This is a genomic window from Bradyrhizobium shewense (genome assembly GCF_900094605.1).
Classification (GTDB): domain Bacteria; phylum Pseudomonadota; class Alphaproteobacteria; order Rhizobiales; family Xanthobacteraceae; genus Bradyrhizobium; species Bradyrhizobium shewense.
Genome location: NZ_FMAI01000001.1, coordinates 362,753 through 378,366, shown reverse-complemented (window position 1 = coordinate 378,366; position 15,614 = coordinate 362,753). Strand labels below are relative to the sequence as shown.

The 15,614-nt window shown below is 62.9% G+C and carries 13 protein-coding genes; 10 read left to right on the top strand and 3 right to left on the bottom strand.

The genetic code is table 11. The annotated features are described in order from the left end of the window. Positions 1-8: 8 nt before the first annotated feature. A complete protein-coding gene (locus tag GA0061098_RS01625) occupies positions 9-1,184 on the bottom strand; it encodes a glycosyltransferase family 4 protein (protein ID WP_091952698.1) in 1,176 nt (391 codons plus the stop codon). A gap of 238 nt (positions 1,185-1,422) precedes the next feature. Continuing rightward, the gene (locus tag GA0061098_RS01620; RefSeq protein ID WP_091952696.1) at positions 1,423-2,769 is read right to left on the bottom strand and encodes a lipopolysaccharide biosynthesis protein; all 1,347 of its coding nucleotides are present in this window, start codon (positions 2,767-2,769) and stop codon (positions 1,423-1,425) included. 465 nt (positions 2,770-3,234) lie between these two features. Between GA0061098_RS01620 and GA0061098_RS01615 the strand changes: the two genes are divergently transcribed. Beyond that, the gene (locus GA0061098_RS01615; protein ID WP_165637093.1) at positions 3,235-4,458 is read left to right on the top strand and encodes an FAD-dependent oxidoreductase; all 1,224 of its coding nucleotides are present in this window, start codon (positions 3,235-3,237) and stop codon (positions 4,456-4,458) included. Between the two features lie 27 nt (positions 4,459-4,485). Here GA0061098_RS01615 and GA0061098_RS01610 read toward each other — a convergent pair whose 3' ends face one another. Further along, the gene (locus GA0061098_RS01610; protein ID WP_091952693.1) at positions 4,486-5,622 is read right to left on the bottom strand and encodes a GNAT family N-acetyltransferase; all 1,137 of its coding nucleotides are present in this window, start codon (positions 5,620-5,622) and stop codon (positions 4,486-4,488) included. Positions 5,623-6,277: 655 nt separating this feature from the next. Here GA0061098_RS01610 and GA0061098_RS01605 point away from each other — a divergent pair. The 9 genes from GA0061098_RS01605 to GA0061098_RS01565 all read left to right on the top strand — a co-directional run bounded on the left by GA0061098_RS01605 (position 6,278) and on the right by GA0061098_RS01565 (position 15,612). Then, positions 6,278-7,438 (top strand): transporter substrate-binding domain-containing protein, encoded by a 1,161-nt coding sequence (locus tag GA0061098_RS01605; protein WP_091952690.1) that lies wholly within the window; start codon positions 6,278-6,280, stop codon positions 7,436-7,438. Continuing rightward, on the top strand, positions 7,435-8,100 hold the full coding sequence (locus GA0061098_RS01600) for an ANTAR domain-containing response regulator (RefSeq protein WP_028142502.1): 666 nt from the start codon (positions 7,435-7,437) through the stop codon (positions 8,098-8,100). Before GA0061098_RS01605 ends, GA0061098_RS01600 begins: the two co-directional genes overlap by 4 nt. A gap of 11 nt (positions 8,101-8,111) precedes the next feature. Beyond that, the gene (locus GA0061098_RS01595) at positions 8,112-9,353 is read left to right on the top strand and encodes an urea ABC transporter substrate-binding protein (RefSeq protein WP_091952688.1); all 1,242 of its coding nucleotides are present in this window, start codon (positions 8,112-8,114) and stop codon (positions 9,351-9,353) included. A 94-nt stretch (positions 9,354-9,447) separates the two neighbouring features. After that, positions 9,448-10,320, top strand: a complete 873-nt coding sequence (locus GA0061098_RS01590) for an ABC transporter permease subunit (protein ID WP_091952686.1) — start codon at positions 9,448-9,450, stop codon at positions 10,318-10,320. Between the two features lie 14 nt (positions 10,321-10,334). Beyond that, on the top strand, positions 10,335-11,399 hold the full coding sequence (locus tag GA0061098_RS01585) for a branched-chain amino acid ABC transporter permease (protein ID WP_091952683.1): 1,065 nt from the start codon (positions 10,335-10,337) through the stop codon (positions 11,397-11,399). Further along, on the top strand, positions 11,399-12,115 hold the full coding sequence (locus tag GA0061098_RS01580) for an ABC transporter ATP-binding protein (protein WP_038947971.1): 717 nt from the start codon (positions 11,399-11,401) through the stop codon (positions 12,113-12,115). The genes GA0061098_RS01585 and GA0061098_RS01580 overlap by 1 nt, the downstream gene beginning before the upstream one ends. Next, complete coding sequence (locus tag GA0061098_RS01575) at positions 12,108-12,836, top strand: ABC transporter ATP-binding protein (RefSeq protein WP_091952680.1); 729 nt, start codon at positions 12,108-12,110, stop codon at positions 12,834-12,836. Before GA0061098_RS01580 ends, GA0061098_RS01575 begins: the two co-directional genes overlap by 8 nt. A gap of 31 nt (positions 12,837-12,867) precedes the next feature. Beyond that, a complete protein-coding gene (locus GA0061098_RS01570; RefSeq protein WP_091952678.1) occupies positions 12,868-13,857 on the top strand; it encodes an acetamidase/formamidase family protein in 990 nt (329 codons plus the stop codon). A gap of 15 nt (positions 13,858-13,872) precedes the next feature. Further along, positions 13,873-15,612, top strand: a complete 1,740-nt coding sequence (locus GA0061098_RS01565) for a nitrilase-related carbon-nitrogen hydrolase (protein WP_091952677.1) — start codon at positions 13,873-13,875, stop codon at positions 15,610-15,612. The last annotated feature ends 2 nt before the right edge of the window (positions 15,613-15,614 follow it).

Here is a 15,614-nt window from a genome sequence, read left to right as displayed (position 1 = left end):
GTATCAGGTCAAATGACCTGGCCGAGAATCCGAACGTATTCCTCCACCATGGCATCTACCGAATAGCGCAGCCTCAGGCCTTTGGCGTTTTGTCGCAGTTCGTCGATCAAATGTTGGTCCGTCAGCAGCCTGGAGACGGCTGCAGAAAGCTTCGCATGATCGGAGGCGTCGACGAACACTGCGGTCGGCTTTCCTTCGTAGGACAACACTTCGCGCAAGACGGGAAGATCGGTGACGACGGAGGGAACACCGGCGTTCGCAGCCTCGACCGCGGCCAGACCGAAGGTCTCGGCCTGTGTCGGGAATACGAACACGTCCAGGCAGGCGAGAAAGTCCGCCATCCGGCTGGGCGGGATTTCCCCCAGCAAATGCAGCCTGTCCGACACCTTCAATTCATTCGCCAGCAGCTTCAGCCGGGCCTCGTCGGCTCCCTGGCCGGCGAGCGCGAGGTGCCAGGACGGTTGATCCGGCAGCAGACGTATCGCCATGTCGAGCCGCTTGTGCGGATGCAGCCTCGCTGCGCAGCCGAGCAATATGCGATCCGGCGGCAGGTTGAATTTTTGTCGGGCGGCTTCCTTCGACAGGGTAAGGGCCTTGTCGTCGAAGCCGTGCGGGACATGCACCATGCGCGACCGGTAGGCCGCGGGGTAGCGCGAATATTCTCGCTGCATGTCCTGCGAATTGAGCGTGATGCGGTCGAAGAAGCCAAGGCTACCCATGACGATGTCGGCCGTGCGGACCGGCCAGCTCATCGACAGCGCGGATGAAACCTGATTGGCGATGACAGGTGCGCGGCTGACGAGGCGCGTCACGCCGCCGCCGATCACGTTGCCGAAATGCTGGAAGGTCAGGACGGCGTCGGGTTTGATGGTGCTGATATGGCGGCCGAGTGTCCACAGCATCCGCAGCAGCGCCATCGGATTGCCCGGGCGGCTCGGCGCGCAATAGAGCGTATCGGGCGGCTCATCGAAGGAATCCGATTTACGGAAGAAGAAGAGATTGCTGACGCGGTAGCCGCGCGCGGTTAGCCCGGCGCCAAGAAGCCTGGAGATCTCCTGCGCTCCGGCGTTCTCGGCCTGGGTTTGCGCGAGAAGCACGTGCAGCTTTCGTCCGCTGCCGTTCGACCGCGCGGGTGCCGTCGCGGTCGTCTCGCCCAATTCCTTATTCGGCTGATAGTGGAGCACCGATCCCGACCCGCTAAAGAAACGAAATCTTCACCTTCTTAACTCGGTACCTATCATGCGGGCACCGCGCGGACACCGATTAGCAACAAACGGAGTTAATGCCAGGCTTGGCAGTCGACATCGTTCCCGCAGCCATTTCACGGGTTCCCGAATGCTGCGCAGCGAGCGCGTTAACCAATCGATCTTGCGCGCGGCCAGCGCGAGGTCGCGGACCACAGGGCGACGGCGTGATTGAGGCCTAGTCGCTGGAGTCGGCGCCGCGCACTGCATAATTGCCGCGCTTCAAGGCGGAGAAGCGCAGCAGCACGAGGATCGAAGGATCCACCCCTGTTCGCCGGCGGCAGAGGACGTTCAGGGCAATGGTCGCGAGCGCCAGCGACACGGTCGCCGAAATCGCCGCGCCGAGCAGGCCGAGCCAGGGAATGAGGATGAGAAATCCCACGAGCCGCAGCGCGACATTGGCAGCAACGACCGGAACGTAGATCCGTTCGTGGCCGGTCAGCTGAAGGATTGCAGCAGACGGGCCGCCTGCGGCCTGGATGGCCGTCCCGATTGCGAGCACGATCAAGACCGAGTGCTGCGCGGTGAAATGAGGTCCGAACAGGTTGAGGAGATAGGGGCCGCCGATCCAGATCGTTGCGAGCCCGGCGACCACGCATAGCGCGGTCACCTCCGCCATCAGCTGCAAGGTTCGCTCGAACTCCTGGTGGTTCTTGCTGAAATACAGCGAGGGAAGCCGGCGGGCTCCGAACGTGTATAGCGCCGCAGACAGCATGGCGAAGATATTGGCAAGGCGGGATGCGGCAAAGTAGATACCGGCAGTCACCGGATCCAGCATCCAGTACACCAGAATGACGTCGAAATACTGGTTTGCGGCTTCAAGGATGGATGCAAGCCAGAAGTGCAGGGCGCTCGAGCGCCAGCGGGACGTTTCGGAGCGCGCCGGCGTACCGCGCAAATCCGGCAGCACGCGCGCGATCGAAACGATTTGCGCAACCAGGCCCACCGATATGGCTAGTGTCATCACCGCCATCAACTCGGCGGGATCGAGTTGCCGATGGCCCAGCAGCATGGCGAGCAGAAACAGGACGACGATGACTCGCCAGAAGAACTCGCGATTTCCTTCGCCCGTGAGAATGCTGACCAGCGAGCGTGCGATCTGGCTGCCGAGCATCACTCCGGCAGTCGCGGCCGTATAGGCCGACACCGCAAGTATGAGCATCCACCCGTCGCCTCTCATGTCCGCCGCGATGGCGATCCCGATGATCACAATCAGCATTGCGACCGAGGTAATCTTGAAGCTCGATAGGAGGACACCTTTGGTGAGGTCCGGCCTTTCGCTGACCTGATACTCGTTCAGGAACCGCACCAGCAACGATTCCTGGCCGACCAGTCCCACGACGGCGGCGATCTGGGCAACCGAAAGCCAGGTCGCAAAGATACCGAAGCCATCGGGCGACATCGTTCGTGCCGCCAGCGAAAACAACGCAAACGCGAGCGCGCCGCTACCAACCTTGAGCAGGATGGTACCGACGACACCGCGCGTGACATCGCGCCGCATGAGCTGGAGGATAGATTTAATCATGGAAGTTTAAGGAGCTGCTCTCTCCTGAAGAGACATATTCCGAAATCGGTGACAACCTAGCATGCCGAAAAACCGCGAGTGTTAATGCGGCATCCAGGATATCGCCCCGCGACTCGATACCGCGATGACGCCTATTGCTCCACTGTGGAACATCGCCGTCCCCGTTGTCCCAAATAGAGCAGCGCCCAGCTCAGGCCGGTTGACGGCATAGTGCCGCATCGACGGCCGATAATGGCGAGATCAGGCGCTTGAATGCGGAATGGCTCGCCGGGATCGACCGCAGAGTGCCGGAAGCCGGAATTTACCGAGAATCCCGAGCAAGAGGCGTGCCGACTTTCGTCTGGGCGGCCGGCTCCCCCGCTTCATTAACCTCGATACCGAGAAATGATCGCGTTTGGTCCTGCGATGCGACATCAGGCCGGAGAATTGCACGTGCGGCTTTGGTTGACCGTGGGAGCCTGGACCATGACGGCGGATAGAACTGTGACCGAGCCGATCGGCGCAGCTGGCTCTTCGACGATCGTTGCGGACATCGCGATCGTCGGTGGTGGCCTTGCAGGATCGCTTGCAGCGGCCGTGCTGGCGCGGGCAGGGCATCGCATCGCCCTGATCGACAAGCGGGCGATCTATCCGGACGAGTTCCGGGTCGAAAAGATCGGCGGCCATCAATTGGCGATGCTCCGCAAGCTGGGCTTCCTCGACGCGCTCGAAAATGTCGCTTGTCGATATGATCAGGTGCTCAATATCCGGGAAGGCAAGGTGGTCGATGTCAGCGTCGGCCAGGCCTACGGATTTCCCTATGCCGATCTCGTCGCCATGGCGCGCAGCCGGATCCCCGAGCCATCCGATCTGATCGTCGACGAGGTCACCGCGATCAGCTGCAGCGACGACATCCAGCATCTCGAGCTGGCCTCCGGACGGCGCGTGACTGCGCGTCTCGTCGTTCTCGCCACGGGCATGGCGGCGGCTCTCGGTTATAAACTCGGTATCAAGCGGCAGATTCTGGCCGAACGCCATTCGGTTTCGTTCGGCTTCACGATCGCCCGCCGCGATGGCGCGCCGTTCGATTTCGAGGCGCTGACCTGCTATGGCGAGCGCACGGCCGACGGCATCGACTATCTCAGCCTGTTTCCGGTTCGCGCCGGCATGCGGGCCAATCTCTTCATGTTCCGCGACCCGACCGATCCGATCATGCGCGAGCTGCGTCGTGAGCCGGAAGCGACAGTTCTGCGTCTGCTGCCGGGATTGCGGCCCTATCTCGGCGATTTCCGCGTCACCGACCGTGTCCAGAACTGGGTGATGGATCTGACCGTCGTCGAGGGACATCTCCAGCCCGGAATCGTGCTCATCGGCGATGCGTTCCAGACCAATTGTCCCGCCGCCGGCACGGGCGTCGCGCGCCTGCTGGTGGACGTCGATCGCCTTTGCACCGAATATGCGCCGCGCTGGCTCGCGACCGCCGGCATGGACCAGGAGAAGATTACGCAGTTCTATTCCGATCGCGACAAGATCGCGGCGGACCAGCAGTCGCTGAAGATGGCGCGCTTCCGCCAGGCCCTGACATCCCGCAACGATATCGGCTGGGATGTTCGGCGCCGGTTGCACTTCCTGCGGCGCAGCCTGGCACACCGCGTCGATCAAATGCATCCCGGCTGGCTCGGGCGTGTTCGCGGGGCGTTGCGCGCCTGAGTTTCGCGGCCGTTCGCCTGCTGTTTTTCAACGCGTGGGAGTTGGGGTGCGGGCGGGCAGGAGCCGCAAATCCGACAGCCGCTTGGCCGCCAGTTTGAGCCAGGGAGCCTGCTTTAGCGCGAACAGGGCGATGGCACCTGCGGTGCTGCCGGCTTTCGTGATCGCCCACATCGGCGAGGGCTGTCCGCCGAACAGTTTTTTGTATGGCTCGTCACCAATGGTGAAATCGAGCATCTGATCGCCGCGCTCGATGCAATCCCGCGCTACCTGCTCGAACATCAGCGCGCCCAGGGACTGGCTCTTGTATCCGGCAATGTCGAAGGCGCTCATGATGATGAGGAAGCTGCCCTGATGGCAGAGGCCGAGCACGGCGGCGATCACTTCGCCGTCCATCTTCATGGCATAGAGACGCACAAAGGAGCCGAGACCACGAAGGGCCACGTCGGAATAGAAACCGAAATATTCGGGACGCTGGAGCAGATCTCCGTCGCCTTGCGCCTGAAAGCGCGGACCGCGAAACTTCCTCATCACATCCAGCGCTTCGAGCACGGAGGCGCTGTCGTTGCAGCATGAGAAGCTCAGCGCGCCCTTCTTCTGAAGCTGACGAAATTTCTTTGCAAGCTCCTTCTGATAGGAGCGATCGATCGCACTGGCCCGCCATTGCTCGAACGGCGCGACGAGAACCGTCGCGTAGGCATTGGTGTCCATCGATGCGCGGCGCGATGCGGCCAGGAGGTTCTCGATCGGAAGCCGCCCGTCGGGCAGCTTGGTCATCCGGAGCAGATCGAAAGGTCGAACGAGGCGCCGAATCTCCGTGCATGCGTCCGCGTCGTCGATCAGTTGCGAAAACACTTTCTGGCTGCAAACCGGCGCCAGATAGTCGGAGACGCGGAGGTCGGCGAACTCGACGGTTCGGATCGGGCCGCGCCGGATCCGGAGCAAGGGCAGCACCATCGCAAGGGCGCCCGTCGCGCGGTGGCGGACCACGACGACCAGAGGTGTTGCACCCGCATCCGAAGCGAGCCTGGTGTAGAGGCTGTGCAGCCAGATCGGATGCTGGAACGCAGTGGCGGCCGAGCGATCAAACAGCTCGGCATATTCCGGAGACAGAAAGTCGAACGCCTGCTCGATGACGATGTCGAAGGTGTTGCTAAGCTTGTTCATGCGCAATCAGGGAAACCGGATAATTCGCGAAGTCGATCGAGCCGTGGCTACGCTTTATAGCAGGGTCGTTACGGGCTAGACACCGGCGGTGTGAGATTTGCATTAACGCGCTCAACCACGTTCGTATCGTTACCAAATTCTTAAATCCCAGAGCCGTTTGGGCTTGGTCTCAGGATGAGATTGTGCAGAGGCGGCCTGATGCCAGACAAGGCTCCGGGCAGCTGAAGTTCACTCGCCCCAATGAAACCGACAGCCGGCAGAGACATCCGTCGTTCGCGGCGGCGAGCGTCGATGCCCTCGGCTGTGCACGGGCCTCCTGGCAGCTCGACTCGCAGCTTTCGACAGTGCGCCTCAGGTCCGGAAACCGGACGTCAGGCGTGCCCTGGTGTCTCCGCCGCATCGAAGCGGTGCCCGCGGCTCGGCTGCATAGTTTTGCTGCACCACGATATGAATCGCGGCAGCTTTCGCTGCAATAACGCGCTTGACTTCACAACTGATCTCAACGACCGTATCACGCAAGCGTTGGGCAGTTCGGCCCGTCAACGCAATGAGCTTCAACCATTTCCAACATCACGCCGGTTTCGCGTGCTCGGTTGGCGGCGAGGGCGCCCTCGGCTTAACAGCCGACGGGCGCCTTTTTATTTTGGAACGAGTGATGGCGCGGACGAACTATCGGATCGGCGTGATGCTGTCGACGACGGGATCCTACAGCGTCGTTGCGCGCTCGATGCTGAACGGGGCGCTGCTCGCCTTTCGCGAAATCAATGCGGGCCATGACGACATTGCGCTGGAGCCGGTCGTGGTCAATCCGGCCGGCGACCTTGCGAGCTATCGCTCGCTCAGCCTCCAGCTGCTCGGTTCCGGCGTCCGGCACGTGGTCGGCTGCTACACCTCGTCGAGCCGCAAGGAGGTGATTCCCTGCTTCGAGAAGTTCGACGGACTGCTTTGGTACCCGTCTCACTACGAAGGATTCGAGAGCTCCGACAACGTCATCTATACCGGCGCGGCGCCGAACCAGCACGTGCTGCCGCTCGTCGATTATTTGGCATCCCGCGTCGGCTCGCGCGCCTTCTGCGTCGGCTCCAATTACATCTGGGCCTGGGAAAACAATCGCATCTTCCGGGAGGCACTCGCCGCGCGCGGTGGCACCGTGCTTGCCGAGCGATATCTCTCGGTCGGCGACACCGAGGTCGACCAGGTGATCGCGGCGATCATCGATCAGCGTCCGGACTTCGTCTTCAACAATTTGATCGGCACCAGCGCTTACGCCTTCTTCCGGGCGTTCCGGGCCGCCTGCCGTGCGCGTGGCATCGATCAGGCGGCTGAAATCCCGGTCGCGAGTTGCACGCTGTCGGAGCCGGAATTGCCGGAGATCGGTCCCGATGCTGTCGATGGACATCTGTCCTCGAGTGTTTATTTCTCCTCGCTGAATTCGGCGGAAAACGGCGCCTTCATTCGCGCCTACACCTCGTCATTTCCGGATGGACCGGTCTCGTCGGCAGACGCCGAAGCGTCCTACATCGCCGTCAAGCTGCTCGGCGCGGCCCTGTCACAAGCCGGCACCGACGACGCCCGCACCGTACGCGCCGCCGTGGCGGACCAGCGGCTGTGCGCTCCGCAGGGCGAGGTCCGGATCGACCGCCAGACCTTCCACGCCTGGCTCACGCCCCGGATTGGTCGGTCGACGGTCAGCGGGCAGTTCGAAGTCCTTCTGGAATCGCGCGAGCCGATCGCGCCAGATCCCTATCTCGTTCAGTCGTCGCCGCGCTTTGCCAGCGCAATGCGCTCTCCGCTTTTGAAGGTGGTGCAATCATGAGCTCCCGACTGTTACAGAACTTCAAGGGCGGCCGTGCCATCGTCGTTACCCGGCGAGGCGGATGGGAGAGCGCGCTCGAAACGACGCTGGCCAAGCTTGGCGTCTCCACCGAATATCCGGAGATCATCGACGGTCGTGCGCAGATTGATGTCGCAAGCCTTCAGGCCGAGCGGGACATCCTGTTCATCGACGGCGATCTCGAAGGCGCGGTAGCGATCGAGGTCAATCCTGGCTCGCGCTTGCCGCCGGTGCCGGTGATCGGCCTCGTCGGCGTCGAGGCGCCGAGCCGGCTCAAGGCGCTCGTCAATCTCGGCGCAACCTCGTTCCTGCGTAAGCCCGTGCACGGCGGCGCGGTCTACACGTCCCTGTTCATGGGCATCAACCAGTTCCTGCTGCGCGCGGAGATGTATGAGCGCCTTCAAGGCCTCGAGGAGCGCCGCCGCGGCCGGCGCGCGGTGATCCGGGCGGTCGTCCTGCTGATGCAGCAAGACGGCCTCGACGAGGAGGGAGCCTATTCCCAGCTCCGCCGCGACAGCATGCGCGCGCGGCAGAACATGGAACTCTATTGCGAGGAGTTTATGAGCAAGCGGGCGAAGCCGCCCGATACGTCCGGCCGCACAACCGGCATCACGCTGCAAGGCGGCAACAAGCAAGCCATCTAGGAGAAGCAAAAATGAGCAAGTCTGTATTGCGGGGGCTGCGTGCCGCAGCCCTCACGGGGACGCTTGTCCTCGGATCATCTCTGGCACTGGCGGCGGAAAATCCGATCAAGCTCGGCGTGCTTGAAGATCAGTCCGGCGATTTTGCCGCCGCGACGATCGGCAAGGTCCACGCCATCCAGCTCGCCACCGAAGAGATCAACAAGGCAGGCGGCATCATGGGGCGGCCGCTCGAGCTCGTCGCTTACGACACGCAATCCGACAACACCCGCTACCAGGAGTTCATGCGGCGCGTCCTCCAGCGCGACAAGGTCGACGTCGTGTTCGCGGGCTTCTCCTCGGCCTCGCGCGAGGCGTACCGTCCGATCGTCGACCAGTTCAATGGCTTCGCCTTCTACAACAATCAGTACGAAGGCGGTGTCTGCGACGGCCACATGATCGTGACAGGCGCGGTGCCCGAGCAGCAGTTCTCCACGCTCATCCCCTACATGATGGAGAAGTACGGCAAGAACGTCTACACGCTCGCTGCCGACTACAATTTCGGCCAGATCTCGGCGGAATGGGTGCGCAAGATCGTCAAGGAGAACGGGGGCAAGATGGCCGGCGAGGAGTTCATCCCGCTCGGCGTGTCGCAGTTCTCCCAGAGCATCCAGAACATCCAGAAGGCCAAGCCAGACTTCGTGGTCACCCTGCTGGTCGGCACCGCGCAGGCCTCCTATTACGAGCAGGCGGCCTCCGCCAACGTCAACCTGCCGATGGCCTCCTCGGTCAACGTCGGCCAGGGCTACGAGCACAAGCGCTTCAAGCCGCCGAGCCTGAAGGACATGTACGTCACCACCAACTACATCGAGGAGATCGACTCGCCGAAGAGCAAGGAATTCTACGCCAAGTTCAAGGCGAAATTCCCGAGCGAGCCCTATGTCAACCAGGAGGCGGAGAACTCCTATCTCGCCGTCTATCTCTACAAGCAGATGGTGGAGCGCGCGAAGTCGACCAAGCGCGAGGACATCCGCAAGGTGATCGCGCTCGGCGACGTCTGCATGGACGCGCCAGAGGGCAAGGTCTGCATCGACCCGAAGAGCCAGCACATGTCGCACACGATCTATCTCGCCAAGGTCGGTGCGGATCACGCGATCTCCTTCCCGAAGACCTGGGAGGACATCAAGCCGTACTGGCTGGGCGAGGCCGGCTGCGATCTGACCAAGAAGGATCCGATGGCCCAGTACACGCCGTCGAATCCCCCGCCGAAACCCTGACGGCGGCTGGTCGCTCCGGCGTTCCCGGAACGCCGGGGCGACCCTCGAACATCTGCGACGGCAATCTCGCGCCTTCCCACATTCTGGTTGTTTCATGAACCTTGCGACCCTCGTCTTCTCTGCGCTCTATCAATTCGGCGACGCTTTCGCGTTCCTGGTGCTCTCGGCCTGTGGGCTCGCGGTGATCTTCGGCATGATGGGCGTGATCAATCTCGCCCATGGCGAGTTCATCATGTGCGGTGCCTATGTGACGGCGGCCACCGTGCATGCCGGCCTGCCGTTGCCGCTCGGAATACTCGCCGGCACCATCGTGTCGGCGCTGGTCGGCGTCGTGGTGGAGCTGGTGGTCATCCGCCATCTCTACGACCGGCCGCTCGACACCATCGTCGCCACCTGGGGCCTCAGCCTGATCGCGACGCAGGGCACGCTGATCATGGTCGGTTCGACCATGGCAGGTGTCGGCACGCCGTTCGGCAGTTTTCAGGTCGGCGACTACTCCTATTCGATCTATCGCATCGTGCTGTTCTGCGCCGCGCTCGGTGTGCTGGCGGGGCTTTATGCACTGTTCAACTGGACGCGCTTCGGTGTGCTGGCGCGCGCCACCATTCAGGTCCCGCACATGGCCGCGGCGCTCGGGGTCGATACGCGTTTGATCTATAGCCTCACCTTCGCCTGCGGAGCGGGGCTCGCCGGCCTCGCCGGTGGTCTCTATGCCCCGACCATGACGCTGGTACCGACCATGGGCGCAACCTTCATCATGGAAGCGTTCGTCACCGTGGTGATCGGCGGCGCCGATGTCTTTCTCGGCACGGCGCCTGCAGGCGGCGTGCTTGCAATAGTGAAATCGGTGATGACGTCCTGGCAGGGACAGCTGTTCGGCCAGATCGGCCTCCTGGTTGCCGTCATCATCGTCGTTCGGGTGCTGCCGAAGGGCATTTCCGGCTTCGTGCTGCGCGAGCGCACCTGACGGGGGATGGCGTCGTGACCGGTTTTCTCTCGTTGTTTCGCCGTCTCGAAGGACCGCAGACCGTCGGTCGCGGTCCGGCCTTCTGGGGCTTGTTCGCCGTCGTGCTCGCAGTCGCACTGGTGTATCCGCTGGTGAGCGACGGCTACACCGTTGGCAACACGGTTTACTTCTTCGTCTGGGTGTTCATCGCGCTCAGCCTGTGCCTGATCTGGGGGTATGGCGGCTCGCTGTCCTTCGGCCAGACCGCCTTTTTCGGGATTGCGGGCTACGGCTATGGCATCCTCACCATCAATTTCGGCTCGGCCTACGGCTTCACGCTGGTGGCGCTGGTGGTGGCCGTCGCGATCGCTGCGTTGTTCGCGATCCTGCTCGGCTATTTCATGTTCTTCGGCCGCATCGCCGGTGTCTTCCTCGGCATCGTTACGCTGGCCGTGACGTTGATGCTGGAGCGATTCATGGCCCAGACCGCAGGGCCAGAGTGGCGTATCGGCAGCGCGCGACTGAACGGCTTCAACGGCATGAGCGCGATGCCGCCTCTGACCATCCCCTGGCCGGGTGAGCCGATCGTGCTGTTCGCGGACGTCGGCCTCTATTACTTCGTGCTCGGTCTTCTCATCTTCGTCTATCTGGGCCTGCGCATGCTGATGAACTCGTCGTTCGGCAACGTCATTGTCGCGATCCGGGAGAACCCGGAACGGGCGGAGATGCTCGGCTACGACGTGCGCAAATACCAGCTCATCACCTTCGTCATCGGCGCGGCGCTCGCAGGGCTCTCCGGCCTGCTCTACACGGTGTGGGGACAGTACATCACGCCCTCGAGCATGGGCATGACGGCGGCGGCGTTGCCGCTGATCTGGGTCGCCGTCGGGGGCCGCAGCGACCTGACTTCTACCGTGATCGGCACGCTGATGGTGCTGGCCGCGTTCCAGGCACTCACGATCTATGGCAGCCAATATGCGCTGGTCTTCATGGGCGTGTTGCTGGTGCTCACGGTGCTGATCGCGCCGAACGGCCTCGTGCTCGGTGCGATGAACTGGCTCGGCAGGCTCGCCGCCCGCCTGACGCAGAGGATCGGCTGATGTCGCTGCTCGAACTGCGCAAGCTGAACAAGCATTTCGGCGGGTTACACGTCACTAACGCCGTCGACCTCACGCTTCAGACCGGCGAAATCCATTGCCTGATCGGCCCGAACGGCGCCGGCAAGAGCACGCTGTTCCGTCTGATTCTGGGTGAGCATCATCCCGGCAGCGGCGAAATTGTCTTCGCCGGCGAGAACATCACCTCTCTGAAATCCTTTGCGCGAATTCATCGCGGCCTCTCGGTCAAATTCCAGGTGCCCGGCGTATTCAAGGGTCTGTCGGTCCGCCAGAACCTCGAGATCGCACTTCAGATCCGTCATCGCGGCGCCGAGCTCGAAGCGGAGATCGACCGGCTGCTCGCCTTCCTCGGGCTCGGGTCCGAGCAGGCCCAGACTGCCGGCAATCTCAGCCATGGCCAGAAGCAATGGCTCGAGATCGGCATGGCGATCAGCCTGAAGCCGCGCCTGTTGCTGCTGGACGAGCCGACGGCCGGCATGTCGCCGGAGGAAACCCATCTGACCGGAGAGATGGTGCAGCGGCTCAATGCGGACGGCATGACGGTGCTCGCGATCGAGCACGACATGGCTTTTGTCCGCCAGGTCGCCCAGCGTGTCACGGTGCTGCATCTCGGCCAGGTCTTCGCGCAGGGCTCGATCGACGAGATCGTAGCGGATGAACGCGTGGCGGCGATTTATCTGGGGCAGGCCCATGCTTGATGTGCCACGCAAGGAGGTCATCCTCTCGACGCTCGCCTTGCGCGCCGGCTATGGTGGCAAGCCCGTGCTCCAGGGCCTCGAGATCGAGGTGCGGGAAGGCGAGATCGTCGCCGTCATCGGGCGCAACGGCGTCGGCAAATCCACGTTGATGAAGAGCCTGATCGGGCTCGTGCCGGCGATGAGCGGTTCGGTCGTCTATCGCGGCGAAGCGGTAGAAACCCTGCCGGCGCACAAACGGGCGCGCCTTGGCATGGGCTATGTGCCGCAGGGACGCGACGTATTTCCACGGCTGACCGTCGGCGAGAACGTCGCGGTCGGCGCCGCGATCAAGGGCGGCGGCATTCCCGAAGCAGGCCGACGCAGGATCGTGGAGGCGTTTCCGATCCTCGCCGAACGCTGGCACCAGCGTGCCGGCACCATGTCGGGCGGCCAGCAGCAGCAACTCGCGATCGGACGAGTCTTGATCGCGAACCCCAATCTCATCCTGCTCGATGAACCGTCGGAAGGTATCCAGCCCAACATCGTCCAGGATATCGCGCGCAACATGGTCGAGCTCAACCGCAGCACGGGCGTGACCATCATTCTGGTCGAGCAGAACCTCGACATGATCCGCGCCATGGCGCAGCGCTGCTACGTCATGGACAAGGGCCGCATCGTCGCAAATCTCGACCGCGCAGCGCTCGACGACGAAGCGGAGATGCGGCGCCATCTCGCCGTTTGAACGCTGGCCTACGATAGAAGGAGAAAAGAAAATGTCCTGGCACAAAGATTCGATCATGGCTCGCAAGGGCGTGGCCAAGGGTGAGCGCGGCACTTCGCATACGATCACCGAAAGCGAGCAGGGCAAGTATCACTATGTCTACGGCCCCTACGTGAATCCGGTGCTGACCGTGGATCCTGGAGCGGTCGTCTCCGCCGAGACCCACGACGCCTTCGAGGGCGCCATCAAGCACGAAACCGACAGCCCGTCGAAGATTCTCAATTTTCCGTTCCTCAATCCGCAGAATGGACCGATCCACGTCAACGGCGCCGAGAAGGGCGACACGCTCGCGGTCTATATCGAGAGCATCGTGCCGCGCGGGCCGCAGCCGTGCGGCACCACCGTGGTCATGCCGGACTTCGGCGGCCTCGTCAGCACGGGGCAGACCGCGCTGCTCAACCCGGCGCTGCCCGAACGGGTCAAGAAGCTGGAGATCGACGCCAAGACCGGCACCAAATGGAACGACAAGATCACGTTGCCCTATGAGCCTTTCATCGGCACGATCGGAACGTCGCCGGAGATCGAGGCGATCTCCTCGCTCGTCCCCGATTATTACGGAGGCAACATGGACCTGCCGGACGTCGGCGTCGGCGCCATCGTCTATCTGCCGGTCAACACCAAGGGCGCGCTGCTCTATCTCGGCGACTGCCATGCCGCGCAGGGGGACGGCGAGCTCTGCGGCGTCGCGATCGAGCATCCGACCGTGACCACGGTCCAGGTCGATCTCATCAAAGGCTGGACGATCGCCTGGCCACGGCTCGAGACCCAGGACTTCATCATGACCATCGGCTCGGCGCGGCCGATGGAGGATGCAGCGCGCATCGCCTATCGCGAGCTGTGCCGCTGGATGGCGGCGGACTACGGTTTCGAGGAGATCGACGCCTACATGCTGTTGACCCAGGCCGGACGGGTGCGTCTCGGCAACATGGTCGATCCGAAATACACGCTCGGCGCCTCCATCAAGAAATCCTATCTGCGCTAACGGGGGACGCCGATCATGCCGTGCGTGCACAAGGTCGCCACTGTCCAGTTCGAGCCGACCATGTTCGAGAAGGAGCGCAACATCGCGCGCCTGCTCGAACTCTGCGAACAGGCGGCGGCGGCCGGCGCGAAGCTCATCGTCACGCCGGAAATGGGAACCACGGGCTATTGCTGGTTCGACCGCGCCGAGGTTCGGCCCTTTGTCGAGAAGGTTCCGGGACCGACCACCGAGCGCTTCGCGGCGCTTGCGCGCAAGCATGATTGCTACGTCGTGGTCGGCATGCCCGAAGCGGACGAGGACGACATCTACTTCAACTCGGCCGTCTTGATCGGGCCCGATGGCATCGTCGGCCGCCATCGCAAGACCCATCCTTATATCTCGGAGCCGAAATGGGCGGCGGCTGGCGACCTGCACAACCAGGTCTTCGATACGCCGATTGGACGGATTGCACTCCTGATTTGCATGGACATCCATTTTATGGAAACAGCGCGGCTGATGGCGCTGGGCGGCGCGGATGTCATCTGCCATATCTCCAACTGGCTCGCGGAGCGAACGCCGGCGCCTTACTGGATCAGCCGAGCGTTCGAGAACGGCTGTTACGTGATCGAGAGCAATCGCTGGGGGTGCGAGCGCACCGTCCAGTTCAGCGGCGGGAGCTGTGTGATCGCGCCGGATGGCGAGGTGCTCACGGTCCTCGACAAGGGCGACGGGTTCGCCTTGGCCGAGATCGATCTCGACATGGCTCGTGCGCGCCGCGTGCTCGGTGAGCCGGTCTTCGTTCAGCGCCGGCCCGAGCTGTATCCGGAGTTGCTGACCGATACTTTCAGCTGGAATCCACGCGAGTTTTTCGGTCTCTATGGTCACGAGCCCTGGCCCGAAGGCATGCGCTCGCGCGTCAGCGTGGCCCAATTCGCACCTGCCGACAGCGTTTCCGGAAATCTCGAGGCGATCGCGAATCTTGCCCGCCGGGCCAAAGCCGAGGGCGCGAATCTCGTGGTTTTCCCGGAACTCGCGATCACCGGCCTGGCGGGTCCGGCGAGATCGGCGCAGCCGATACCGGGACCTGCCACGGACAGCCTGCACGCGCTCGCTGCACAGCTCGAGATCTACATCGTTTGTGGGATGGCCGAACGCGCGGGCGATGCCGTTTACAACTGCGCCTGTCTGATCACGCCGGATGGAAGGATCACGCGTTATCGCAAGACGCATTTGACGGAAGAGGAGCGGAGCTGGGCCACGGCCGGTGATGACTGGGCTGTCGTCGATACGCCGATCGGGCGCATCGGCCTGCTGATCGGCCACGATGCGGCGTTTCCGGAAGCGGGGAGGGTGCTCGCACTTCGCGGCTGCGACGTCATCGCGTGCTGCGCAGCCATCAAGGGCCCCTTCGGTTCGCCACATGCGGGGACGGCCGTTCTACAGTCGGCACCGATTCCGACCGGCGCCGATCCGCATCATTGGCATCACTTCCGCGTCCGCGCCGGCGAGAACAACGTGTTCCTGGCGTTTGCCAACGTGTTCAATCCCGGACGCGGCTATCCCGGGCTGAGCGGGGTGTTCGGCCCCGATACGTTCGAGTTTCCGCGCCGCGAGGCGATTGCAGCTGACGATACGGGCCTTGCCACGGCGCTGGTCGACACTACCAATCTCGACAGCGTTTATCCGACCAATGTCGTGCGACGGAAGGATCTCGTTTCGATGCGGATGCCGCACAGCTATCGGGGATTGGTCAGGGCGGTGGCGAATAACTATTGAAT

What these genes read in the sequence shown, in the direction of transcription:
- GA0061098_RS01575 (WP_091952680.1), top strand. Translation starts at nt 12,108, where the DNA reads ATGCTTGATGTGCCACGCAAGGAGGTCATCCTCTCGACGCTCGCCTTG.
- GA0061098_RS01610 (WP_091952693.1), bottom strand. Translation starts at nt 5,622, where the DNA reads ATGAACAAGCTTAGCAACACCTTCGACATCGTCATCGAGCAGGCGTTC.
- GA0061098_RS01600 (WP_028142502.1), top strand. Translation starts at nt 7,435, where the DNA reads ATGAGCTCCCGACTGTTACAGAACTTCAAGGGCGGCCGTGCCATCGTC.
- GA0061098_RS01580 (WP_038947971.1), top strand. Translation starts at nt 11,399, where the DNA reads ATGTCGCTGCTCGAACTGCGCAAGCTGAACAAGCATTTCGGCGGGTTA.
- GA0061098_RS01595 (WP_091952688.1), top strand. Translation starts at nt 8,112, where the DNA reads ATGAGCAAGTCTGTATTGCGGGGGCTGCGTGCCGCAGCCCTCACGGGG.
- GA0061098_RS01615 (WP_165637093.1), top strand. Translation starts at nt 3,235, where the DNA reads ATGACGGCGGATAGAACTGTGACCGAGCCGATCGGCGCAGCTGGCTCT.
- GA0061098_RS01605 (WP_091952690.1), top strand. Translation starts at nt 6,278, where the DNA reads ATGGCGCGGACGAACTATCGGATCGGCGTGATGCTGTCGACGACGGGA.
- GA0061098_RS01570 (WP_091952678.1), top strand. Translation starts at nt 12,868, where the DNA reads ATGTCCTGGCACAAAGATTCGATCATGGCTCGCAAGGGCGTGGCCAAG.
- GA0061098_RS01620 (WP_091952696.1), bottom strand. Translation starts at nt 2,769, where the DNA reads ATGATTAAATCTATCCTCCAGCTCATGCGGCGCGATGTCACGCGCGGT.
- GA0061098_RS01565 (WP_091952677.1), top strand. Translation starts at nt 13,873, where the DNA reads ATGCCGTGCGTGCACAAGGTCGCCACTGTCCAGTTCGAGCCGACCATG.
- GA0061098_RS01590 (WP_091952686.1), top strand. Translation starts at nt 9,448, where the DNA reads ATGAACCTTGCGACCCTCGTCTTCTCTGCGCTCTATCAATTCGGCGAC.